Origin of the sequence: Solimonas aquatica (assembly GCF_900111015.1) — a bacterium.
Taxonomy (GTDB): domain Bacteria; phylum Pseudomonadota; class Gammaproteobacteria; order Nevskiales; family Nevskiaceae; genus Solimonas; species Solimonas aquatica.
This window is the reverse complement of sequence record NZ_FOFS01000009.1, coordinates 135,790-158,067: the sequence shown is the minus strand read 5'-3', so window position 1 is coordinate 158,067 and position 22,278 is coordinate 135,790. Positions and strand designations below refer to the sequence as shown.

General features: G+C 66.5%; 20 protein-coding genes. 13 read left to right on the top strand and 7 right to left on the bottom strand.

Annotated features, from left to right (window positions below; translation table 11 throughout):
* Positions 1 to 20: 20 nt before the first annotated feature.
* Entirely contained in the window at positions 21 to 2,126 is a 2,106-nt protein-coding gene (pnp, locus tag BMY12_RS12420; RefSeq protein ID WP_177188975.1) for a polyribonucleotide nucleotidyltransferase, read from the top strand.
* A 447-nt stretch (positions 2,127 to 2,573) separates the two neighbouring features.
* Here pnp and phaR read toward each other — a convergent pair whose 3' ends face one another.
* Both phaR and gluQRS read right to left on the bottom strand, forming a co-directional pair.
* The gene (phaR, locus tag BMY12_RS12415) at positions 2,574 to 3,101 is read right to left on the bottom strand and encodes a polyhydroxyalkanoate synthesis repressor PhaR (RefSeq protein WP_093286620.1); all 528 of its coding nucleotides are present in this window, start codon (positions 3,099 to 3,101) and stop codon (positions 2,574 to 2,576) included.
* A 59-nt stretch (positions 3,102 to 3,160) separates the two neighbouring features.
* Positions 3,161 to 4,090, bottom strand: coding sequence for a tRNA glutamyl-Q(34) synthetase GluQRS (gluQRS, locus tag BMY12_RS12410; protein ID WP_093286617.1), 930 nt, complete (start codon positions 4,088 to 4,090; stop codon positions 3,161 to 3,163).
* 163 nt (positions 4,091 to 4,253) lie between these two features.
* On the opposite strand from gluQRS, the gene BMY12_RS12405 reads away from it, so the two are divergent.
* The gene (locus BMY12_RS12405) at positions 4,254 to 5,054 is read left to right on the top strand and encodes an HAD-IA family hydrolase (protein WP_093286614.1); all 801 of its coding nucleotides are present in this window, start codon (positions 4,254 to 4,256) and stop codon (positions 5,052 to 5,054) included.
* 13 nt (positions 5,055 to 5,067) lie between these two features.
* Positions 5,068 to 6,711, top strand: coding sequence for an FAD-binding oxidoreductase (locus tag BMY12_RS12400; protein ID WP_245732480.1), 1,644 nt, complete (start codon positions 5,068 to 5,070; stop codon positions 6,709 to 6,711).
* Between the two features lie 28 nt (positions 6,712 to 6,739).
* On the opposite strand, the gene queF is transcribed toward BMY12_RS12400, so the two are convergent.
* On the bottom strand, positions 6,740 to 7,165 hold the full coding sequence (gene queF, locus BMY12_RS12395; RefSeq protein WP_093286612.1) for a preQ(1) synthase: 426 nt from the start codon (positions 7,163 to 7,165) through the stop codon (positions 6,740 to 6,742).
* Positions 7,166 to 7,318: 153 nt separating this feature from the next.
* On the opposite strand from queF, the gene smc reads away from it, so the two are divergent.
* The 5 genes from smc (at position 7,319) to BMY12_RS12370 (ending at position 15,837) form a co-directional block, all read left to right on the top strand.
* Positions 7,319 to 10,828: a chromosome segregation protein SMC gene (gene smc, locus BMY12_RS12390; RefSeq protein WP_093286609.1), complete on the top strand. Its 3,510-nt coding sequence runs from the start codon at positions 7,319 to 7,321 to the stop codon at positions 10,826 to 10,828.
* Entirely contained in the window at positions 10,825 to 11,547 is a 723-nt protein-coding gene (locus BMY12_RS12385) for a cell division protein ZipA C-terminal FtsZ-binding domain-containing protein (protein ID WP_093286606.1), read from the top strand. Before smc ends, BMY12_RS12385 begins: the two co-directional genes overlap by 4 nt.
* Before the next feature lie 6 nt (positions 11,548 to 11,553).
* Positions 11,554 to 13,611 (top strand): NAD-dependent DNA ligase LigA, encoded by a 2,058-nt coding sequence (ligA, locus tag BMY12_RS12380; RefSeq protein ID WP_093286604.1) that lies wholly within the window; start codon positions 11,554 to 11,556, stop codon positions 13,609 to 13,611.
* Positions 13,612 to 13,614: 3 nt separating this feature from the next.
* Entirely contained in the window at positions 13,615 to 14,763 is a 1,149-nt protein-coding gene (locus tag BMY12_RS12375) for a mechanosensitive ion channel family protein (RefSeq protein WP_093286601.1), read from the top strand.
* Positions 14,764 to 14,925: 162 nt separating this feature from the next.
* A complete protein-coding gene (locus BMY12_RS12370; RefSeq protein ID WP_093286598.1) occupies positions 14,926 to 15,837 on the top strand; it encodes an outer membrane beta-barrel protein in 912 nt (303 codons plus the stop codon).
* A gap of 71 nt (positions 15,838 to 15,908) precedes the next feature.
* Here BMY12_RS12370 and BMY12_RS12365 read toward each other — a convergent pair whose 3' ends face one another.
* From BMY12_RS12365 to ispZ, 4 genes are read right to left on the bottom strand one after another with little or no spacing between them, the layout of a single operon-like run.
* Positions 15,909 to 17,048 (bottom strand): BamA/TamA family outer membrane protein, encoded by a 1,140-nt coding sequence (locus BMY12_RS12365; RefSeq protein WP_093286595.1) that lies wholly within the window; start codon positions 17,046 to 17,048, stop codon positions 15,909 to 15,911.
* Entirely contained in the window at positions 17,045 to 17,323 is a 279-nt protein-coding gene (locus BMY12_RS12360; protein WP_093286592.1) for a BolA family protein, read from the bottom strand. Before BMY12_RS12360 ends, BMY12_RS12365 begins: the two co-directional genes overlap by 4 nt.
* A complete protein-coding gene (locus BMY12_RS12355; RefSeq protein ID WP_093286589.1) occupies positions 17,320 to 17,622 on the bottom strand; it encodes a YciI family protein in 303 nt (100 codons plus the stop codon). Before BMY12_RS12355 ends, BMY12_RS12360 begins: the two co-directional genes overlap by 4 nt.
* Positions 17,623 to 17,626: 4 nt before the next feature.
* Positions 17,627 to 18,157: a septation protein IspZ gene (ispZ, locus tag BMY12_RS12350; RefSeq protein ID WP_093286586.1), complete on the bottom strand. Its 531-nt coding sequence runs from the start codon at positions 18,155 to 18,157 to the stop codon at positions 17,627 to 17,629.
* A gap of 68 nt (positions 18,158 to 18,225) precedes the next feature.
* On the opposite strand from ispZ, the gene BMY12_RS12345 reads away from it, so the two are divergent.
* Genes BMY12_RS12345 through scpB form a run of 5 tightly spaced genes read left to right on the top strand, consistent with a single transcriptional unit; the run spans position 18,226 to position 22,267 of the window.
* Positions 18,226 to 18,849, top strand: coding sequence for an L-threonylcarbamoyladenylate synthase (locus tag BMY12_RS12345; RefSeq protein ID WP_093286583.1), 624 nt, complete (start codon positions 18,226 to 18,228; stop codon positions 18,847 to 18,849).
* A gap of 42 nt (positions 18,850 to 18,891) precedes the next feature.
* Complete coding sequence (locus BMY12_RS12340) at positions 18,892 to 19,575, top strand: site-2 protease family protein (protein WP_093286581.1); 684 nt, start codon at positions 18,892 to 18,894, stop codon at positions 19,573 to 19,575.
* 14 nt (positions 19,576 to 19,589) lie between these two features.
* Entirely contained in the window at positions 19,590 to 20,603 is a 1,014-nt protein-coding gene (gene trpS / locus BMY12_RS12335; RefSeq protein ID WP_218140178.1) for a tryptophan--tRNA ligase, read from the top strand.
* Positions 20,604 to 20,612: 9 nt separating this feature from the next.
* A complete protein-coding gene (locus tag BMY12_RS12330; protein ID WP_093286578.1) occupies positions 20,613 to 21,494 on the top strand; it encodes a segregation and condensation protein A in 882 nt (293 codons plus the stop codon).
* Positions 21,491 to 22,267, top strand: a complete 777-nt coding sequence (gene scpB / locus BMY12_RS12325; RefSeq protein ID WP_093286575.1) for an SMC-Scp complex subunit ScpB — start codon at positions 21,491 to 21,493, stop codon at positions 22,265 to 22,267. Before BMY12_RS12330 ends, scpB begins: the two co-directional genes overlap by 4 nt.
* Positions 22,268 to 22,278 lie beyond the last annotated feature (11 nt).

Here is a 22,278-nt window from a genome sequence, read left to right as displayed (position 1 = left end):
TCGAAAAACAGGATAAAGCCATGGCAGTTCCTGCCACTCCCGCCGTGCCCGTCAAAAAGACGTTCCGCTACGGCAAGCACAATGTCACGTTTGAAACCGCTGCCGTGGCCCGTCAGGCCTCCGCGGCGGTTCTGGTTCATGTCGACGAAACCGTGGTGCTGGTTTCAGTGGTCGGCCGCAAGGAAGCCAAGCCGGATCAGGACTTCTTCCCGCTGACCGTCGATTACATGGAGCGCTTCTACGCCGGCGGCCGCATCCCCGGCGGCTTCTTCAAGCGTGAAGGCCGTCCGACCGAGAAGGAAACCCTGACCTCGCGTCTGATCGACCGTCCGCTGCGTCCGCTGTTCCCGGAAGGCTTCTACAACGAAGTCCAGATCGTGGCCATGGTGGTCTCGCTCAATCCGGAAGTCGATGGCGACCTCCCGGCCATGCTCGGCGCTTCCGCCGCGCTGGCGCTGTCCGGCATTCCCTTCCTGGGCCCCATCGGTGCGGCCAAGGTTGGTTACAAGGACGGTCATTACCTGCTCAACCCCACCGCCACGGAGCTGAAGAGCTCGGATCTGGAGCTGGTGGTTGCCGGTACCAAGGACGCGGTGCTGATGGTGGAGTCCGAGGCCAAGATGCTGTCCGAGCCGGTCATGCTCGGCGCCGTGCTGTTCGGCCACGAGCAGATGCAGGCCGCGATCCAGGCCATCAATGAATTCGCTGCCGAGGCGGGCAAGGCCAAGTGGGATTGGCAGCCGGCCGACCGTACCGCCGTGAAGGCCTTCGTTGCCCAGTTTGAAGACGAAGTCGCCGCCGCTTACGGCATTACCGAGAAGCAGGCCCGCTACGCCAAGCTCGATGAAGTGGCCAAGAAGGCCAAGGCTGCGCGCGCTGCCGATGCGCCGTTCACCGAGAACCAGCTCAAGGCCGAGCTCGAAGAGCTGAAGGCCAAGATCGTGCGCAACCGCATCCTCGATGGCGCACCCCGCATCGACGGCCGCGACCGTTTCACGGTGCGTCCGCTGGCGATGTCGGCCGGCGTGCTGCCGCGTACCCACGGCTCGGCGCTGTTCACGCGCGGCGAGACGCAGGTGATGGCGGTGACCACGCTGGGCACCGGCAAGGATTACCAGATCATCGACGCCATCGAAGGCGAGTGGCATGAGCACTTCATGTTCCACTACAACTTCCCGCCGTACTGCGTCGGCGAAACCGGCCGTCTGAACGCGCCCAAGCGCCGCGAGATCGGCCACGGCCGTCTGGCCAAGCGCGGTGTCGCCGCCGTGATGCCGGATCTGAGCAAGGAATTCCCATACGTGGTGCGCGTGGTCTCGGAAGTCACCGAGTCCAACGGTTCCAGCTCCATGGCTTCGGTCTGCGGCGCCTGCCTGTCGCTGATGGATGCCGGCGTGCCGATCAAGGCGCCGGTGGCCGGCGTGGCCATGGGCCTGATTCTGGAAGAAGGCCGCTGGGCGGTGCTCACCGACATCCTCGGTGACGAAGACCACCTCGGCGACATGGACTTCAAGGTTGCCGGCACCAAGGACGGCGTGACCGCCCTGCAGATGGACATCAAGATCACCGGCATCACCGGCGAGATCATGGCCCAGGCCCTGCAGCAGGCGCAGACTGCGCGTCTGCAGATTCTCGAGCAGATGGTGCAGGTGCTGCCCACGCCGCGCTCGCAGCTGTCGCCGCACGCGCCGCGCATCACCACCATCAAGATCAACCCGGACAAGATCCGCGACGTGATCGGCAAGGGTGGCGCGACCATCCAGTCCATCACCAAGGAAACCGGCACCACCATCGACATCGACGACGACGGCACGATCAAGATCGCCGCGGTCGACGGCAAGGCGGCTGAAGCGGCGATCACGCGCATCAACGCGCTGACCCGCGATGTCGAAGTCGGCACGATCTACGAGGGCAAGGTTGCCAAGATCATGGACTTCGGCGCCTTCGTCACCATCGCCCCCGGCAAGGATGGCCTGGTGCACATCTCCCAGCTCGCCGACAAGCGCGTCGAGAAGGTGGACGATGTGGTCAAGGAAGGTCAGCTGGTGCGCGTCAAGGTGCTGGAGGTCAGCCGTGACGGCAAGATTCGTCTGTCGATGAAGGCCGCTGACGTCGGTACCGCCTGAAAAAAGTACTTGCAAAAAATGGCATAAGCTTTTACAAATGCCGCATTCAGAAATTGTTCAGTCAACGGCGCAGTGAGCGCCGTTGACGGTTCTGGAGGGGAGAGAGTGGTACAGATCGCGATAGCGACTTGAGGCGAATAAAAAGCAGACGCGCAAAGAAAAACCCCTCGTGAGAGACAAGGGGTCAATGCGAGAAAGGCGCAGAGCCTTTCTGGAGGAGAACGGTTCGGACCCGTCAACATCACCCGGTGATGGCGGGTTTTTTTGTTAACGAATCATGTTGCGGTGCAGTATAAATAGGACTGATCAAAGCGTCAATAATTTTCTTCAGCGAAGAAGACGTTCACAGTCCAGGCTGTTGGATGACCGGCCGGAGGATGATTGAGTTCCGCGCCGAGCGGGCGCCGAAGCCGCAGGCTTTCGAAGCGTGATCTGCCCGGTTGCCGCTCAGGGCATGGGATCAGAGGGCGATTTACTACGCTCTTCGTCTTCGATGCCGGCGCGACGCTTGATGGCGCGTGCGCGCTCCTGGATGTTGTGCAGGAATTCCTTGCGTACCGAGCGCCAGATCGGCACCTGGCGGTCGGCCAGTTCCTTGAGTACCGACAACGGCTGCTGCGCCTGGCCGAGCATCTGGCGCAATTGCTCGGTGAAATGCCCCTGTTGCTGCTGGAACAGGCGTGCCGACAGCTCCAGATAGCGACCGATGCTGCTCTGCATCGGATCGCCGTAGTAGCGGATGATGAATTCGAGCAGTTCGGTGGTGAAAATGGGATTGCCGCCTTCCTCCTGCTCGGCAATCACCTGCAGCAAAATGCTGCGCGTGATGTCTTCGTGCGTGCGCTTGTCTTCGACGCGGAACTTGATGTCCTTGATCACCAGCTGGCGAATTTCCTCGACCGTGATGTAGCGGCTGATGTGGGTGTCATACAGCCGGCGGTTGGGGTACTTCTTGATGATCCGGACGTCGCTCATAAGAATCTGATTTTTCAGCTCATGCTGCAATGCGGAAATTAAGCGGCATGATGCCAGAACTAGGCCGGGGTCTCTAGCGTCAGCGCCTGTCTTGCGGTAATCCGCGACAGGCGCCAGTGGGCAACGGCCCAGTTCAGCAATGGGGCAGGTGCGGCACCCCGCAGATCTTCGGGTGGGTTTTGCTGCAGCAGCTGCAGGCAGCGCCAGAGATTGTCGGCAGCCTGCAGGGCCTGGATGGCCGGTGCATGATTCTGCTTGGAGAGCTTGGCCTGCCGCGCATCCTGCAGCACCGGCAGATGCGCGTAGGACGGCGGCCTGATGCCCAAGGTCTGCATCAGCAGCAACTGGCAGAAGCTGGAGCCCAGCAGGTCCGCGCCGCGCACCACGTGGCTGATGCCTTGTTCGGCTTCGTCCACGGCGCAGGCCAGGTGATAGCCGATGATGCCGTCGCGGCGGCGCAGCACGAAGTCGCCAATGTCCGCGCCGATCTCACGTGTCACCCGGCCCTGGATCGCATCCTCGAAGCTCAGCGAGCCCTCCGGTGTGCGCAGACGCAGCGCATGCTGCGCTTCGCGCAGTCCGCGCTCGCGGCATCGGCCGTCGTACACCGGACCATCCAGAGCGATACGCAGGCGACTGGCCTGATCCGAGCGGCTGCAGTCGCAGGCATATACCTCTGCGTTTTCGCGAAGCTGCTTCAGCCTTGCTTCATAGAGCTCGCGGTAACGTGACTGGTATCGAGGCGCCTCGTCCCATTCCAGACCATGTTGCTCCAGCTGCCGCAAGATCGAATCCGCCATCCCCGGCTGACAGCGCTGCACATCGAGATCGTCGATGCGCAGCAGCCAGCGGCCACCGGCGCAGCGTGCGTCCAGATAGCTGGCCAGTGCCGTGTACAGCGAACCCAGATGCAAGAGGCCGCTGGGCGTCGGCGCAAAGCGCCCGCGATAGGGTCTCGGCGCGGGCGTCGTCTCAGCGGTAGCGATCATGGGTGTCGAAGGTCATGCGGCGGGTGCCAGAGCGGTCGCCGGCACAGGGCCTGCGTGCTACATTAATTCGCAAGGATAAGCTCTTGAAAACGATGCAGCGTCAATGGTCAGCGTATGTGGAGGTACAGCGGTCGTGGCGACAAGCCCGGCCGTCTTGGATGTCATGAGTCTGCGCGCGGTTCTCTTCGACGTCGATGGTACTTTGGCCGATACCGAAGCGCTCGGGCATCGGCCTTCCTACAACCGGGCCTTCCGCAGTCTGGGGCTGGCTTTCCGCTGGGGCCCCAAGCTCTATCGCCGCCTGCTGAAGTTGCCGGGCGGACGCGAGCGCCTCAAGTACTTCGTGCAGCACTATCAGCCTGATCTCGGTCCTGAAGCCGAAGAGGCGCAGCGTGACCTCGATGCCTGGGTTGCCAAGGTGCACACGCTCAAATCCCAGTTCTTCAAGCGCTCCATGCGCCGTGGCCGCGTTCCGCTGCGCCCCGGTATCGCGCGCCTGATGCGCGAGGCACGCCAGAAAGGCGTGCGCCTGGCCATCGTCACCAATGCCAGTCTCAAGACGCTCAAGCCGGTGCTGCGCTACAGCATGGGCCCGGAGCTGGCCGCCGAGGTGGAAGTCATCGCCAGCGGCGAAGAAGTGGCCAACAAGAAGCCGGCGCCGGACCTGTATCGTCTGGCCATGCGCCGCCTGAATCTGCAGCCGCACGAATGCGTGGCGCTGGAGGACTCGGAAATGGGTCTTGAAGCCGCCGCCGCCGCTGGTCTCGCTGCTGTCGTCACCGTCAACAGCGATACCCTGGAACAGGATTTCTCCGAGGCCGCGCTGGTGGTGAGCTGCCTGGGTGAGCCCGGGGCGCCCACGCGCGTGCTCAAGGGCCGCCTGGGCGGCCTGCCCTGGGTGACGCTGGAAACGCTGCAGCAGCTGAGCGCCCAGGAACACTTCGCTCAGGCGCGCGCCGCCTGAAGCGCGGCGGGCCGTGGCCACCTTCGCGGTGGCCGTCACCGCTTCGTCTTATGTGCCTGCCTATACTCGCGCGCTTTCGCGCGAGGTGGCGATGCGGCGCTGGAACGGCTGGGGTGATGAGGAAGACCGCGAAGAACTCGGGGCCGAGCTTCTGGCCTTTCTGCGCGAGCACATCGGCCCGGGCCGGCCGCGCGAAGATCTGAGCCTGGCACAGGCGCTTGCCGCCGTACCGCCGCCGCGATTGCCCACCTCCACGCGATTTTCCCAGGATTCCGAACTGCGCCTGCGCCACGCGCGCGGCCAGAGCTTTGCCGACTACCTGGCGCTGCGCAGCGGCGATCCAGGCCCGCTGGCGGAGGCGGTGGCGCTGCCCGGCACGCACGAAGAGACCGCGGAAGCGCTGGCGGAAGCCGGGCGGCTGGGCGCCATCGTGATTGCCTACGGCGGCGGCACCAGTGTCGCCGGCCAGCTGCAGGTGCCGCGTGGCGAACGCCCGGTGCTGAATATTTCCCTGGCGCGCATGAACCGTCTGCTGGGCATCGATGAACGCGCGCAGCTCGCGCGTTTCGGCGCCGGCACGCCGGGGCCGCAGATCGAAGCGCAGCTGCGCGGCTATCGCGCGCTGCTGGGACATTTCCCGCAGTCGTATCGCCATTCCACGCTGGGCGGCTGGGTGATGACGCGCGCCTCGGGGCAGCAGTCGCTCCGCTACGGGTCGATCGGGCAGCTGTTCGAAGGCGGGCGGCTGATCACGCCCGGCGGCGAGCTGAGCTTCGGTGGCACACCGGCCGCTGGCAGCGGACCGGATCTGCGCGAGCTGCTGCTGGGCTCGCAAGGGCGGCTGGGTCTGCTGACGGAAGTCAGCGTGCGCATCCGCGGGCTGCCCGAGCATGAAGACTTTCACGCGGTGTTCTTTCCGGACTGGGAGAACGCCCTGGAGGCGGCGCGCAGCATCGCGCAGGCCGAGCTGCCCTTGTCGATGCTGCGCCTGTCCAATGAACTGGAAACCGAAACCCGGATGCGCCGCTCCGGCCATGCGCAAAGCATCAAATGGCTGCAGCGCTATCTGGGCATGCGCGGCGTCGGCGGCGGGCAGTGCATGATGCTGTTCGGCGCCAGCGGCTCGCTGGCCGGCGTGCGCCGCATGCGCCGTGAAGCCCTGGCCCTGGCCAAGCGCTGGCAGGGCGTGCATGTGGGCAAGCTGATCGGCCAGTCCTGGCGCAAGAACCGCTTCCGCAGCCCGCTGCTGCGCAACGCGCTCTGGGAGCAGGGCTACGCCGCCGACTGTGTGGCAAGCACCGTCAACTGGCCTGCCGCCACCGGTCTGATGCGCGCCGTGGAGCGTGCGGCGCGGGAGGCGCTGGCTGCGATGGGCGAGCGCGTCCATGTCTGCACCCATCTGTCGCAGGTCGGCCGTCAGGGCTGCAGTCTCTGCACCAGCCTGGTCTGGCCGCTGCAGGCCGAGCGCGAGGCGGACCTCGCGTTATGGCAGCGACTCAGGCTCGCCACGGCCGAGGCGACTCATGCCCATGGTGGCAGCCTTTCCCATCAGCAGGCGCCAGCGCCCGGCGGCGACGAATTCGGCCTGCGCCTGCTCCGCGCCGCCGCAGCGGCGCTGGATCCCGGGCAGATGATGAATCCGGGCAAGCTGTTCTGATCCGGCGCCCGGGCGTCGGTCGACGCGGTCAGTGCCCCTGGAAGCCTTCCCAGCGCGCCGGCGGCAGCACCACGGGCGGATCGAACTTCGGCTGCCAGCCCGGCGCGCGGTGCTCGCTGACCACATGGGTGTAGATGCCGCCGCGCACATACCAGTCGGCGGTCAGGCGCATGAAGCGCGGGCTGATCAGGCCGGCCAGATCGCCCAGGATGCGGTTGGTCACCGCCTCGTGGAAGGCGCCTTCGTTGCGGAAGCTCCACAGGTACAGCTTCAGGGACTTGAGCTCCACGCACAGTGCTTCCGGCACGTACTCCAGGTAGAGCGTGGCGAAGTCCGGCTGGCCGGTCTTCGGGCACAGGCAGGTGAACTCCGGCATGCGCATGCGGATCACGTAATCGCGGTCCGGGTTCGGATTGGGGAAGGTTTCCAGGTTCTTGCTGGGCTGCGTGGACATGAGGCGTTCCTAGGGTTTTGCCTATTTTGCCATGCCGTGGGCGTCGCCCGGTCCGGCCATGCCGCGCGCCGGCTGCAATCCAGTACACTTCGCGCTTCACAAATTTGAACAAGCCGGCCTTAGCTCAGCGCCGGAGAGCCACGCACACCGTCCATGCGCCTGTCCGGAATCAAACTCGCCGGCTTCAAGTCCTTTGTGGACCCCAGTCATCTGCCGCTGCCGACCAATCTCACCGGCATCGTCGGCCCCAATGGCTGCGGCAAGTCCAACATCATCGACGCGGTACGCTGGGTGCTGGGCGAAACCAGCATGAAGAACCTGCGTTCGGCCGATATGGAGGACGTGATCTTCAACGGCTCCAAGACCCGCAAGCCGGTGGGTCGCGCTTCCGTGGAGCTGCTGTTCGACAACTCCGACGGCCAGATCACCGGCCCGTTTGCCGCGTACGCGGAAATCTCGGTGCGCCGCGAGCTGACCCGCGACGGCAACTCGCAGTACTACCTCAACAGCCGCAAGTGCCTGAAGCGCGATGTCACGGACTTGTTCCTCGGCACCGGCCTGGGCGGCAAGAACCAGTACGCGATCATCGAGCAGGGCATGGTCTCGCGCATGATCGAGGCCAAGCCCGAGGAGCTGCGCCAGTGGCTGGAAGAGGCCGCCGGCATTTCCAAGTACAAGGACCGTCGCCGCGAGACCGAGTCGCGCATCAAGCAGACCCGCGAGAACCTGTCGCGCCTGAACGATCTGCGTTCGGAGATCCAGCAGCGTCTGGAAGTGCTGGCCAAGCAGGCCGCCAATGCCGAGAAGTACAAGGACTTCAAGGGCCAGGAGCGCCAGCTGCGCGCGGAGATCCTGGCGCTGAAGGTGCGCCAGTTCGAAACCCAGAGCCGCAGCCACGAAAGCAGCATCGTCGAGCTGGAAGCCGAGCTGGAAACGGCGCGGCGCGCGGTGAGCGAAACCGGCAATGCCCGCGTCGCCGCCGAGATCGAGCAGCGCGTGCAGGCGCAGAAGCTCAATGAGGAGCAGGGCAAGGTCTACGAGACCGAGGCCGTGCTGGCGCGTCAGGAGCAAGGCCTGCAGCACGCCCGCGAACTCCGGCAGCTGAAAGTCCGCGAGCTGGATCAGATCGCGCGCCAGCTCGCCGAGCTGCAGGCGCGCGAGCAGCGCGAGCAGCAGCGCCTGATCGAGGCCACACGCCAGCTCGCCGAGCTGGAACAGCAGGTGCAGACCGCCAGCGAGCAGGAAGAAGCCGCGCAGTCGGCGCTGATCGAGGCCGAGGATGATGCCCAGGCCGAGCAGCGGCGCTGGGACGGCTTCGTGCAGGACGCCGAAACGCCGCTGACCCAGACCGAGGCCGAGCGCGTGCGCGTGCAGCAGCTGGAACGCGCGCGCTTCCAGGCCGAGGAGCGCCTCAAGCGTCTGGAAGGCGAGTATGCGGCGCTCAATCTCGCGCCGATCCAGGCCAGCCTGCAGGAAGCCGATCTGGAGCTGGAAGGCCTGACGCTGGAACTGGCCAGCGCCGAAGAGCGCCTGCAGGCCATGGATCAGGAACTCACGCAGCTGCGCGATCAGCGCACCGCCGCCGACACCGCGCTGCACGAGACGCGGCAGTCGCTGCAGTCCGCGCGCGGCCGCATGGCCTCGCTGGAAACCCTGCAGCAGGCGGCGCTGCGTCAGGACGACGCCGAACTCAATCAATGGCTGCGCGAGCAGCAGCTGGCCGAGGCGCCGCGTCTGGCTTCGGCGCTGCAGGTGGAAAGCGGCTGGGAAGCGGCCGTGGAGCAGGTGCTGGAAGGTCTGCTGCAGGCACCGCTGGTCAGCGCCCTGGACGAGCGCGCGGCGCGCATCGGCAACATCCCCAAGGCCGGCATCGCGCTGCTGGACGAGCAGCAGGCGCAGGGCGGCCGCGGCCTGGCCGCCAAGCTCAGCGGTCCGCGCGCGGTGCTGGACTGGCTTTCGGGCATCCACACCGCTGCCGATACCGCCGAGGCCGATCGTCTGGCGGCGAGCCTGAACGAAGGCGAGTCGGTGATCACCGCACAGGGCTACTGGCGCGGCAGGCACTGGCTGCGTTATCCGCGCCAGGGCAGCGATCAGGGCGGCGTGATTGCACGTGGCCAGCTGCTCAAGCAGCTCAAGCTGCAGGTCGAGCAGCAGCAGGCCGAGGTGCTGGAGCGCGAGCGCGTGCTCGGCGAGCTGCGCGGCCGTACCCAGGCCATGGAGCAGGAACGCCGCGAGCTGTCCTCCAAGTTCGATCAGCTGCGCCATCGTCAGGCGCAGAAGCTGGCCTTCCGTCAGGCCCAGGCCGTGCGCCTGGAGCAGACCCAGTCCCGCGCCAACAATCTTGCCCAGGACATCGAATCCCTGCGCATCGCCCGCGAGCAGCAGGCGCAAGAGCTGGAAGAATCGCGCACGCGCCTGCTGTCACTGGAGCAGATCGCCGCCGAGCTGCGTCAGCGCCGCGCCGATATGCAGCAGAGCCTGCAGCGCAAGCGCGATCTGGTCGGCCGCGCACGCCTGGGCCTGCAGCAGGCGCAGCAGGCGCGCAGTCAGCTGCAGGTCAATCACGCCAGCCGCCGCAGCGCGCAGGCGGCCCTGGAGCAGTCGCTGCAGGATCTGGCGGTGAACCGCGAGAACCTGCTGGAACGCCAGAACGCCGAGCAGGAAAAGGCCGCCGAGCTGGACGCGCCGCTGGTGGATCAGGCGCAGAAGGTGGAGGAAGCCCGCGCGCAGGTGACGCTGGCGCGCGAAGGTCTGCGCGCGCTGCGCGAGGCCAGCGAAGCCGTCGAACAGGCGCTGCGGGCCACCATCGATGCCGCGCACGCCGCCGAGCAGCGCAAGGACGCGGCCCTGGAGAAACTGCAGCAGGCGCGTCTGGAATTCGAAAGCCTGCGCGCGCATCGCGAAAGCCTGGACGAGCAGATCGCCGAAACCGGCTTCGAGCGCGAGGCCTTGTTCGCCAATCTCGCCGAGGACGCGGTGCTGGCGGACTGGGAGGAAAAGCTGGCTTCGATCCTGCGCCGCATCGAGCGCCTGGGTGCCATCAATCTGGCTGCCATCCAGGAACTGGAAGAAGCGCAGGTTCGCGAGAAGTACCTGGGCGATCAGCACGCCGACCTGCACGGCGCGCTGGAGACCCTGGAAGAGGCGATCCGCAAGATCGACGCCGAAACCAAGGAGCTGTTCCGCCAGACCTTCGACAAGGTGGACGCGGTGTTCCGCGACCGCTTCCCCAAGCTGTTCGGCGGCGGCGAGGCCTATCTGGAACTCACCGACGAAAACCTGCTGGAGACCGGCGTGCGGGTGATGGCGCGTCCGCCCGGCAAGCGCAATTCCACCATCCACCTGCTCTCGGGCGGTGAGAAGGCGATGACCGCGGCGGCACTGCTGCTGGCCCTGTTCCAGCTCAATCCCGCGCCCTTCTGCCTGATGGACGAGGTGGACGCGCCGCTGGACGATGCCAACGTCGGGCGCTTCTGCGAGGTGGTGCGCGAGATGTCGCAGAACGTACAGTTCATTATCATCACGCACAACAAAATCACCATGGAACTGGCCAGCCAGCTGCACGGCGTGACCATGCAGGAACCGGGCGTGTCGCGGATGGTCAGTGTGGATATTGCACAGGCCGTGGAAATGACGACTCAGGGCGAGAACAAGACATGAGCGCGTTGCAATGGGCGCTGCTGGTGTTGGGCGCGGCGGCGGTGGTGGCCATCTATCTCACCAGCCGCAGCGGTAACCGTCTGCCCAAGGACTGGGCGCCGCCGGGCGCTTCGGGCGGCCGGCCTGCGGTGAAACTGCCGGCCCAGGATCAGGCCGACCTGTTCGAGAGCAAGAGCAAGAGCGAGTTCGATGAGTTCGGCGTCGGCCGTCCGCGCAAGCGCACCGCGCCCGAACTCGGCCAGAGCGAGGCCGCGCAGGCCCCGCAGCGCAGCGAGCCCACGCTTGATGCGCCCAAGAAAGTCATCGAAGAGAAAATTCTCACCCTGCTGATCGCCGAGCGCAGCGGCGCGCCGATTCCCGGCGTGCAGCTGCATGCGGCGCTGGTCGCGCAGGGCCTGCAGTACGGCGAGCGCAAGATCTATCACCGTCTCGATGGCGAGCAGGTGGTGTTCTCGGTGGCCAGCCTGATCAAGCCCGGCACCCTGGACCCGGCCGAGCAGGCCGGTTTCTCCACGCGGGGCCTCTCGGTGTTCGCGCTGCTGCCGACCAGCGTCGCGCCGCGCAAGGTGCTGCAGGACATGGCCGACACCGCGCGCGCGCTGGCGCAGGCGCTCAATGCCGAAGTCTTCGATGCCGGCAAGCAGGTCTTCACCGCCGACGCGCAGCGCGTGCTGGCCGCCGAAGTCGAGGCCTGGGCCAAGCGCAACGGCCTGGGCTGATCGCGCATGAGCGGCGCCACGCCCGGGCAGCGCGAGCGCGCCGCCGAGCTGCGCCGGCAGCTGCAAGAACACAATCATCGTTATTACGTGCTCGATGCGCCGAGCATCAGCGACGCCGAGTACGACGCGCTGCTGCGCGAACTGCAGGCGCTGGAAGCCGCGCATCCCGAGCTGCTGACGGCCGACTCGCCGACGCAGCGTGTCGGCGCGCCGCCGCTGAAGGAATTCGCGCCGCTCAAGCACCGTCTGCCCATGCAGTCGCTGAACAATGCCTTCAGCGAGGACGAGCTGCGCGACTTCGATCGCCGCGCCCGCGAAGCCCTGGGCCGTGATGAGCTGACTTATGTCGCCGAGCCCAAGCTCGATGGCCTGGCGGTGTCGCTGATCTACGAGCACGGCGTGTTCAAGCAGGGCGCCACGCGTGGCGACGGCGAAACCGGCGAGGATATCAGCGACAACCTGCGTACCATCGGCGGCATTCCTCTGCGCCTGCGTGGCAGCGCGCCGCCGCTGATCGAACTGCGTGGCGAGGTGTATCTGCCGCACGCCGGTTTCGCGCGCATGAACGAGCAGGCCGCCGCGCGCGGCGAAAAGCTCTACGTCAACCCGCGCAATGCCGCCGCCGGCAGCCTGCGCCAGCTGGATTCGCGCATCACCGCGCAGCGACCGCTGGCCTTCTATGCCTACGCGGTGGGCTATAGCGAACACTGGCGCGCGCCGGCCACGCACACGAAAGTGCTGGCGCAGCTGCGCGACTGGGGTTTGCCGGTTTCCGATCTGATCGAAACCGTGCGCGGCGTCGAAGGCTGCTGGCAGTACTACCAGGGCATGCAGGCACGCCGCGCGCAGCTGCCCTTCGATATCGACGGTGTGGTCTACAAGCTCGACGATCTCGCCGGTCGCGAAGAGCTGGGCTCGGTGGCGCGCGCGCCGCGCTGGGCCATCGCGCACAAGTTTCCCGCCGAGGAAGCGCAGACCGTGCTGGAAGCGGTGGACTTCCAGGTCGGCCGCACCGGCGCGCTGACGCCCACCGCGCGCCTGCGCACGGTGTTCGTGGGCGGCGCGCATGTCTCCAATGCCACGCTGCACAACATCGACGAGATCGAGCGCAAGGACATCCGCATCGGCGACACCGTGATCGTGCGTCGCGCCGGCGATGTGATTCCCGAGGTCAAGGAAGTGGTGCTGGCGCAGCGGCCTGCGCAGGCGCAGAAAATCGTGCTGCCCGAAAGCTGCCCGGTCTGCGGCGGCCAGGTGCAGCGCGAGGAAGGCGAGGTGGTGGCTCGCTGCAGCAACGGCCTGTCCTGCCGCGCGCAGCTGCATGGCGCGCTGCTGCACTTCGTCTCGCGTCGCGCCATGGACATCGAAGGCCTGGGCGAGAAGCTGCTGGCGCAGCTGATCGATCTGGAGCAGATCAAGAACGTGGCCGATATCTATCGCCTGGAGGAAGCGCGGCTCGCGGCGCTGGAGCGCATGGGCGAGAAGTCGGCGCGCAATGTGGTCGAAGCCATCGAACGCAGCAAGCGCAGCACGCTGGAGCGTTTTCTCTATGCGTTGGGCATCCCCGATGTCGGCGAGGCCACGGCGCGGGATCTGGCCCGGCACTTCGGCAGCCTGGAGGCGCTGATCGCCGCCTGCGAACAGGATGCGCCGACCGCGCATGCCGAGAAGGACAAGGAGCGCTGCCCGCGCCTGCGCGAGGTGCCGGACGTGGGCGCGGTGGTGGCGGCGCATGTCGCGCACTTCTTCACCGAGCCGCGTAACCTGGAGGTGGTGAGCGCGCTGCGCGAGGCCGGTGTGCACTGGCCGCAGATCGAGCGCCGGGAAGCCAGCGGACCCTTGCTGGGCAAGACCTTCGTCATCACCGGTACGCTGCCGGTGAGCCGCGATGCGGCCAGTGCCGAGATCGAAGCCGGCGGCGGCAAGGTTTCCGGCTCGGTGTCGAAGAAAACCGATTATCTGCTCGCCGGCAGCGAGGCCGGCTCCAAGCTCGCCAAGGCCGAAAAGCTGGGCGTGGCCATCATCGATTACACGCAGCTGCAGCAGCTGCTCAAAGGCGGATAAGACATGTTGCGTGCCGACAGTCCGGTGCTGGTCTATCTGGGGCAGCAGCCGCTGCTATGGACGGCGGCCACGGTGGTGCTCACCGCGCTGGCGACCTGGGCGCTGCAGATCCTGCGCCGCACACTCAATGATGGCCGCTACGCCTGGCAGCAGCGCCTGCGTGCTGCCCTGGGCGTGGCTGCCGGCAAGCGCCTGAGCGAGCTGCTGTGGCTGCTGGTGGCTTTCAATTTCCTGCTATGGACCGCCGCGGTTTATCTGGTGCTGCATATCTGGGGTCTGCACGACGAGGGCGAGCGCCTGGGCCGCGCGCTGTTCTCCACCGGCGTGCCGATCGGCGGCGTGCGGCTGGTGCTGGGCAAGCTCCTGATCGGCGTCACCCTGTTCGCCGTGCTGTTCACGCTCACGCGCTGGCTGACGCGGCGCCTGGAACGCGACTGGCTGGTGCGCGCCGGCATCGAGGCCAGCACCCGCGATGCGGTGGCCACGCTGTTCGGTTACGTCACCTTCGTGATGGCGGTGGTGGTGGGCTTGTCCACGGCGGGTGTGGACCTGAGCAAGCTGGCCATCGTCGCCGGCGCGCTGTCGGTGGGCATTGGTTTCGGCCTGCAGAACATCGTCAGCAATTTCGTCTCGGGCCTGATTCTTCTGTTCGAGCGGCCGATCCGCAGCGGCGACACGATTCAGGTGGGCGCGACGCAGGGCGTGGTGCGCAAGATCCGCATCCGCGCCACCGAGATCGAGACCGGCGAGTTCGAAACCGTGATCGTGCCCAATTCCGATCTGCTCTCCAATCACGTGCGCAACCGCGATCTGCGCAGCCGGCTGGGCAAGCTCAGCTTCACGCTCACCGTCGCGCACGGCAACGATGCCCGCAAGGTGCAGGCGCTGCTGCTGGACGTGCTGCGTGGGCACGAGGCGGTGATCGGCGACAAGCGCGTGCCCGGCGTCTCCGGCCCTGCGGTGCAGCTGATCGACATCAATGCCACGGGTCTGCAATTCGAGCTCGGCGCCGTGCTGTTCGACGGCGGCATCAAGGGCGCGGTGGCCAGCGAGCTGCGTTTCGCCATCGAGGAAGTCCTGCGCCGCGAGGGCGTGACGCTGCCGGCGCCCAGGCGCGATGCGGCAGTGGCAGGCGAGGCGGGCAAATCCTGAAGTTTTCGCATCGGCAGTGAACTGCATCGCAGAGCCGGCAGTGGTTCCTGCCGGACTCGTCTGCGGCGCGCGATATCTGCGCTAGCATGCTGACTGTGGTGGCCCAGGGGGCGGTTGAGGGCGCGCCACAACAGCAAGTTCAAATCCAAAAATGGGGATCCGATGAGAATCAGAACGGCGATTGCCGCGGCAGTGCTTGGCTGCTGTCCGGCCTGGGCCTGGGCTGCAGGGGCTTATGTGGGCGCAGCGGGCGCTTATGTGGAGCGCCCCCAGTACAGCGATGTGGATGGCACCTTCGGCGGCAAGGTGTTCGCGGGTTATCGCTTCTCGCCCGCGCCGATTTTTGTCGAGGCCAGCTATCTGGATGCCGGCAAGGCAGACATCCAGGGGCTTGATCAGGTGCGAATGGGCTTCAAGGGCTACACCGTAGGCGCCGGCTATTTCGCGGAATTGAGTCCGCTGGGTTCCGGGGTCTGGCTCAGGGCTTCCTTCTTCAGCGGCAAAGCCAGGATCGAGGACAAGTTCGCGCAAACCATTTACGGGGGAGATGCCGAAGAAACCTCCAATGGTGCGTCGGTGGGTATCGGCCTGCAGTGGAAGCCTGCCGAATGGTTTGGTCTGCGCGCGGAGTATGAAAGCTTGATTGGTGGTAAGGATCTGGTCGGGGACAAGTCCATCGGCCTGCTCAGCCTGGGCGTGGTCTTTGAATTCGGCCAGGAGCCGGGTGCGCGCCGTGCGGCCACGGCTTACAGCCCCCCGCCGCCTGCCGGCAGCGGTGCAATTGCCGCGCCGCCGGTGCAAGCCCCTCCGGCTGCACCGTCTCCGGTCCCCGCGGCGGCGCCGTCGGTGCCGAGTGCGCCCATCGCAGCGCCCAGCGCCGCCGGGCAGTCTCTTGCCGCCGACACGCCGCTCAAGGTGCAGCCGCGCGCGGCCAGCCAGACGCAGCTGGTCCTGCCCGCCGGCAGCGCGGTGCAGGCCAGTCGCCCGCTGAGCAATAACGAGGGCAGCTGGTATTACGTGGTGGACGGCGCCGGTCACAGCGGCTGGGTGCCGGCGCAGGCGCTGTCCCGCTGAATCATCTAAGACTCAAGCGATGAGGCGCGCGCGGCCCGGTGGCGATCACACCGGGCCGCGCATGGAAAAATTCAGAACGCTTCGCCCACCTGGAAGTAAAAACCGCTGCTGTCGCGGCCGATGCCGTAATCCAGGCGCACGTTCATGCGCGGCTTGAATTCGAAGCGATAACCGGCGCCGGCGCTGGGCAGCCAATGCTGGCCGAGTTGATCCGGCTCCGGTGCCAGGGTGCCGGCGCCGGCCCACAGCGTCATGCCGTGCCGCCAGACCAGCTCATGTCGCCATTCCAGCTGGGTGCTGAGAGCGTCGTGATCGCGATAGCGGCCGGCGTAGTAGCCGCGCATGCGCTGGGTGTCGCCCAGCGAGGGCAGCTGGCTCCAGGGCACCTCGCCGCCGCTGAGTTCACCGTGCACTTCGAAGGCGAGGATGTCGCGCTCGTCCAGGCGCTGGTAGTGACCGTAGTGCAGGCGCAGATCGCGATAGTGCGTGTCGCTGCCCAGCAGGGGCGCGTACTCGCTCAGGTCCAGGCTCCAGACCTGGCCGCGCGCGGGATTGGGAATGAAGTCGCGCGTGTCGTGCAGCAGATGCAGGCTGGCCCCGGAGGAGAACACGTTCGGTCCCTCGCGGGTGTCGAGGATCGGGTTGGCAGCGCCGTGCTGCAGGCGGCTGGCGTGCATCTGGGCCAGCTCCCAGCCCAGGCCCGCCCAGCTGGCATTGGCGACGCGTCGCAGCAGCTGCGGATGCAGCTCGATGGCCTGCGCGGTGTAGCCAAAGGAACGGTCAGCCTCGCCGGCCTTGTAGCCGATGCCCCAGTATTCGGTCGGCAGATTCTGTCCTTCGCCGTTCACGAACAGACGCCAGCGGTCGCCGGCGAAGAAGCTGTAGTTGTCGAGCGTGAAGCCGAAGGCGCCGCTGACGCTGGCGAAGCCGGTGAGCGAAAGCGAGGACAAGGGCGCGCTGCTGTCCTGCGCATCGGGGCGGTAAAGCCCCACCAGCACCATGCCCAGACCGGCATTGGTCTCCGGCGTGTAGAACGGTCCCGGCAACAGGCCCCAGTCCACGCCATGCTGGGTCTGCGCTTCGTCATCGTTGCCGCCGAGCTTGGCCAGCCAGCCATCGATCTGCGTGCGATCCGGCAGCCCGAAAGCCGGCAGTGACGTGCTGGCCAGCAGCAGCCAGGCTGCAGTGAAGCGGGAAACGTGTCGCTTCAAGAGCTGCGGGCGGCTTCGTCGGGCGTGAGCGCGCGGATCGACAAGGCATGAATCTCGGCCGGCATCATCGCGGCGAGCGCCGCGTATACCGCGCGATGTCGCGCCAGCAGCGCCAGCTTTTCAAACCGGGTCGAGACGATCAGCAGGCGGTAATGTCCGGCACCGCCGCGCGCGCCGGCATGCCCGGCGTGCAGATGGCTGTCGTCCTCGATCTCGAGGCTTTCCGGCGCCAGCGCCGCGCCGAGCAGCTCACGCATGCGTGCGATGCGGCTCATGCCGGCAGCGTCTTCACGAAGGGATAGACGTCCACGCTGGTGTAAACGCCGGCGTGCACGTAAGGATCATCCTGCGCCCAGGCGCGGGCGCTGGCCAGATCGGGGAACTCCGCCACCACCAGGCTGCCGCTGAAGCCGGCTTCGCCGGGATCGGCTGCGTCGATGGCCGGGCGCGGACCGGCGAGCAGCAGGCGGCCCTGTTCCTGCAGCAGCGTCAGGCGCGCGACATGCGCCGGGCGGGTCGCGCGTCGCTGCGCGAGGCTGCCGGGCGCATCGTGACCGAGAATGGCGTAGAGCATGGTTTTATTCCTGCGGCAGGTAGCGCTTCAGAAACGGTGCATGCGCCAGCAGGAAGACGAACATCAGCACCGTGAAGCCGAACACCTTGAACTTCACCCACACCGCTTCGGAGAAGTTGAAGGCCACATAAAGATTGAGCACGGCGCAGCCGATGAAGAACAGCGCCCAGGCGAAATTGACCTTGCGCCACACCGCGTCAGGCAGGCTGATGGCGTTCTGCGGCAGGCGTGCCAGCAGCACCTTGTCGCCGATGAAATGGCTGCCGAGCAGGGCGAGGGCAAACACCGCGTAGACCACGGTGGGCTTGAGCTTGATGAAGCTGGCGTCGTGCACGTAGATGGTCAGGCCGCCCAGCACCAGCGCCACCAGCGCGGTGATGAAGTGCGCCTTGTGCAGACGCTTTTCGGAGAACCAGTACCAGGCCACCAGCGCGAACATGGCGATGATCAGGGCCGCCGTCGCGGCATAAATCCCGTAGGCGGCGTAGACGCCCAGAAACAACACGGCAGGTGCAAGGTCGAGAATCTTATTCATCGCCCTATTGTAAGGCCCCTGGCGTAGAATCCGCGCCTTCACATTTTCCTGCGCAAGCGAGGCCGGCCGTGGCCGAGTGGATCAGTCTGCATCCCGTCAATCCGCAGAAGCGCCTGCTGGGCCAGGTGGCGCAGCGGCTGCGCGAGGGCGCGGTGATCGCCTATCCCACCGATTCCTGCTACGCCCTGGGTTGCCATCTGGACGACCGCGACGCGGCCGACCGCATCCGCCGTATCCGTGACTTCGATCGCCACCATCAGTTCACGCTGGTCTGCCGCGATCTGTCCGAGATCGCCAGCTACGCGCGCGTGGACAACCGCCAGTTCCGCCTGCTCAAGCAGCTCACGCCCGGTGCCTACACCTTCATCCTGGCCGCGACCAAGGAACTGCCGCGGCGCGTGGCCCACGAAAAGCGCAAGACCATCGGCATCCGCATCCCCGAGCATGTGGTGGCGCAGGCCCTGCTGGAGACCCTGGGCGAGCCGCTGATCTCCTGCACCCTGCAGTTCCCCGACGAAGCGGAGCCGGTCAACGAGCCGGAGGAACACCGCCAGCGCCTGGATCGCGAGGTGGACATCGTGCTCGACTGCGGGCCCTGCGGCACCACGCCCACCACCGTGCTGGATCTGAGCGAGGACGGTGTGCGGGTGCTGCGCGAGGGCAAGGGTGATCTGAGCGCGCTGGGCCTGTAGCGCGCGGGTCGGTCGCCGCCGCCGGCCGGGTATAATCGGCGGATGCCTATCGAAATGACCCTGGTCCAGAAAATCGCCGTCTGGGCCCTGCCCGTAATCTTCGCCATCACCGTGCACGAGGCCGCGCATGGCTATGCGGCGCGCGCCCTGGGCGATCGCACCGCGCAGATGATGGGCCGCCTGAGCCTCAATCCGCTGCGCCACATCGATCTCGTCGGCACGGTGGTGGTGCCGCTGGTGCTGCTGATTCTGGGCGGCTTCCTGTTCGGCTGGGCCAAGCCGGTGCCCGTGGACTACCGCAATCTCAAGCATCCGCGTCGCGACATGGCCCTCGTCGCCGCCGCCGGCCCGGCGTCCAATGCGCTGATGGCCATCGCCTGGGGCATCCTGCTGCGCGTGTCGCTGGAGCAGGGCGCCGACGAAGGACTGTGGATGGGGCTGCGCTACATGGCGGTGTCCGGCATCCTGATCAATCTGGTGCTGATGGTGCTGAACCTGATTCCGCTGCCGCCGCTGGACGGCGGTCGCGTGCTCACGGGCCTGTTGCCGGCGCGCCTGGCTTATCGGTTTTCGCGCATCGAGCCCTATGGCATGGTGATTCTGGTGGTGCTGATGGCCACCGGCCTGCTCGGCAAGCTCATGTTCTGGCCGCTGTCGATTGCCGAATACTCGCTGTTTTCCGCGCTCGGCATTGCCTCGGGCGGCATGCTTCTCTCCGGTTCCTGAAAGAGTCTTTATCCGTGTCTGTCAGCAAGCCTGTGGTTCTCTCCGGTATCCAGCCTTCCGGCCGTCTCACGCTCGGCAATTACCTGGGCGCGCTGAAGAACTGGGTGCCCTTGTCGGCGCAGTACGAGTGCTACTACATGCTGGTGGACCTGCACGCGATCACCGCGCGCCAGGACCCGGCCACGCTGCGCGAGCGCAGCTATGAATTCCTGGCGCTGTACATCGCCTGCGGCCTGGACCCGGCGCAGAACACCCTGTTCGTGCAGAGCCATGTGCCGGCGCATCCGCGTCTGTCCTGGGTGCTCAACTGCTACACGATGATGGGCGAGCTGGAGCGCATGACCCAGTTCAAGGACAAGAGCGCCAAGAACACCGACAACATCAACGCCGGCCTGTTCGACTATCCGGTGCTGATGGCCGCCGACATCCTGCTCTACCAGGCCAGGCAGGTGCCGGTGGGCGATGACCAGAAGCAGCATCTGGAACTCACCCGCGATGTCGCGCAGCGCTTCAACCATCTCTACGGCACGCCGGAAAATCCGGTGTTCACGGTGCCCGAGCCGATGATTCCGCCGGTGGGCGCGCGCATCATGGGCCTGCAGGAACCGACCAAGAAGATGAGCAAGTCGGACGATGCGCCGACCAATGCCGTGTACCTGCTCGATCCGCCCGAGGTCATCGCCCGCAAGCTCAAGCGTGCGGTCACCGACATGGGCAACGAGGTGCGCTTCGACATCGCGGAGAAGCCGGGCGTGTCGAACCTGATGTCGATTCTCGCGGCCTGCACCGGCGAGTCTTTCGACAGCATCGCCGCGCAGTACAACGGCCAGGGCTACGGCAAGTTCAAGCAGGCCTGCGCCGATGCCGTGATCGCCTGCCTGGAGCCGGTGCAGAAGCGCTACCACGAGATCCGTGAGGACACCGAGGGCCTGCGCCGTGTGCTGCGCGAAGGCGCCGCGCGCGCCTCGGCCAAGGCCGATGCCACGCTCCAGCAGGTGCATGAAGCCCTGGGCTTCATTCCCGAATAAGGCCGCCCGATGAGCGAAGAGACGCAGGCAGTGAGCGAGGAGGGCGCAGCGCCGGCCGAGGCCGCGCTGCGCCTGCCCAAGGTGCACGGCCAGCGTCTGGACAAGCTGCCGGAAGACCTCTACATCCCGCCGGATGCGATGGAGGTGTTTCTCGAAGCCTTCGAAGGTCCGCTGGACCTGCTGCTGTATCTGATCCGCAAGCAGAACATCGACATCGTCGATATTCCGGTGCTGAAGATCACCCAGCAGTACATCCAGTACATCGAGCTGATGCAGGACATGAAGCTCGAACTGGCGGCCGAATATCTGGTGATGGCGGCGCTGCTGGCCGAGATCAAGTCGCGCATCCTGCTGCCGCGTCCGCCGCCGGAAGACGCGGCCGAGCAGGGCGATCCGCGCATGGAACTGGTGCGGCGTCTGCAGGAATACGAGCGCTTCAAGACCGCCGGCGAGAACATCGAGAAGCTGCCGCGCGTGGGCCGCGAGGTGTTCGTCGCGCAGGCGCGGCCGGAAGTGGTGCCCACGGTGGGCGCGCTGCCCATGCCCAAGCTGCGCGAGCTGGTGCTGGCGTTTCGCGATGTGATGGAGCGCGCCTCGCTGTTCCGCCATCACGAGGTCTCGCGCGAGCCCTTGAGCGTGCGCGAGCGCATGTCGCACATCCTCTCGCGCGTGCAGGCCGGACCGGCGCGGCTGCTGGACCTGGTCGATCCCCAGGAAGGCCGCCTGGGTGTGGTGGTGTGCTTCCTGGCGATTCTGGAACTGGCGCGCTCGGCGCTGCTGCGCATCGAGCAGCCCGAACCGTTTGCCGCCATCACCGTGGCTGCGGCCAAGCCCGGCGAGATCGTGTCGGCGGACGATCTGGTGGTGGACAGCGTGGATGACGAGACATGAACGACAACGAAGAGCAGAGCCCCGGGCAGAGCCCGGAACAGCCGCCGCTGCTGGAAGTGCAGAGCGGCAGCGACGAGCGCACCGCGCAGCTGGAACGCATCCTCGAAGCCCTGCTGCTGGCCTCCGAGCAGCCGCTGCCCCTGGAGCAGCTGCACCGCATGCTCGGCAATGAGCTGGGCGTGACCAAGAAGGATATCCGTGAGGCGCTGGAGCGCCTGGCCCAGGACCTCGCGCCGCGCGCGGCGGAGCTCAAGGAAGTGGCCAGCGGCTGGCGCATCCAGGTCAAGACCGAATACGCCGAGTGGATCGCGCGTCTGTACCAGGAGAAGCCGCCGCGCCTGTCACGCGCCCTGCTCGAAACCCTGGCCCTGATCTGCTATCGCCAGCCGATCACCCGCGGCGAGATCGAGGAAGTGCGCGGCGTGGCCATGTCGCCCAACATCATCCGCACCCTGCTGGATCGCGGCTGGATCCGCGAAGTGGGCGTCAAGGAAGTGCCGGGCCGCCCCTCGCTGTTCGGCACCACGCAGCAGCTGCTGGATGATCTCTCGCTGCGCACCCTGGACGATCTGCCCAGCCTCCCGGAGATCAAGGACCCGCAGCAGCTGGAGGCAGCGCTCGCGCGTCTGGGTGAGCAGCTGCATGAGACCAGCGCGCTGTCGGCGCCGCCGGAAGCCGCGGAAGCCGATGCGCAGACCGATGCACCGGCCGATGGCGAGCCTGCGAATGAAGGCGAAGGCGGCGAGACGCCGGAGGCGCCGACGCTGCACTGAAGTTTTTTGGG

Coding starts and splice junctions, on each gene's coding strand:
- BMY12_RS12355 (WP_093286589.1), bottom strand. CDS start 17,622: ATGCTCTACGCCATTCTCGGTCACGATGCGCCCGGCAGCCTCGCGCAG.
- queF (WP_093286612.1), bottom strand. CDS start 7,165: ATGTCCACGCAGCCCAGCAAGAACCTGGAAACCTTCCCCAATCCGAAC.
- BMY12_RS12405 (WP_093286614.1), top strand. CDS start 4,254: ATGAGTCTGCGCGCGGTTCTCTTCGACGTCGATGGTACTTTGGCCGAT.
- BMY12_RS12370 (WP_093286598.1), top strand. CDS start 14,926: ATGAGAATCAGAACGGCGATTGCCGCGGCAGTGCTTGGCTGCTGTCCG.
- scpB (WP_093286575.1), top strand. CDS start 21,491: ATGAACGACAACGAAGAGCAGAGCCCCGGGCAGAGCCCGGAACAGCCG.
- ispZ (WP_093286586.1), bottom strand. CDS start 18,157: ATGAATAAGATTCTCGACCTTGCACCTGCCGTGTTGTTTCTGGGCGTC.
- BMY12_RS12375 (WP_093286601.1), top strand. CDS start 13,615: ATGTTGCGTGCCGACAGTCCGGTGCTGGTCTATCTGGGGCAGCAGCCG.
- BMY12_RS12340 (WP_093286581.1), top strand. CDS start 18,892: ATGCCTATCGAAATGACCCTGGTCCAGAAAATCGCCGTCTGGGCCCTG.
- smc (WP_093286609.1), top strand. CDS start 7,319: ATGCGCCTGTCCGGAATCAAACTCGCCGGCTTCAAGTCCTTTGTGGAC.
- BMY12_RS12330 (WP_093286578.1), top strand. CDS start 20,613: ATGAGCGAAGAGACGCAGGCAGTGAGCGAGGAGGGCGCAGCGCCGGCC.
- ligA (WP_093286604.1), top strand. CDS start 11,554: ATGAGCGGCGCCACGCCCGGGCAGCGCGAGCGCGCCGCCGAGCTGCGC.
- phaR (WP_093286620.1), bottom strand. CDS start 3,101: ATGAGCGACGTCCGGATCATCAAGAAGTACCCCAACCGCCGGCTGTAT.
- BMY12_RS12360 (WP_093286592.1), bottom strand. CDS start 17,323: ATGAGCCGCATCGCACGCATGCGTGAGCTGCTCGGCGCGGCGCTGGCG.
- pnp (WP_177188975.1), top strand. CDS start 21: ATGGCAGTTCCTGCCACTCCCGCCGTGCCCGTCAAAAAGACGTTCCGC.
- BMY12_RS12385 (WP_093286606.1), top strand. CDS start 10,825: ATGAGCGCGTTGCAATGGGCGCTGCTGGTGTTGGGCGCGGCGGCGGTG.
- gluQRS (WP_093286617.1), bottom strand. CDS start 4,090: ATGATCGCTACCGCTGAGACGACGCCCGCGCCGAGACCCTATCGCGGG.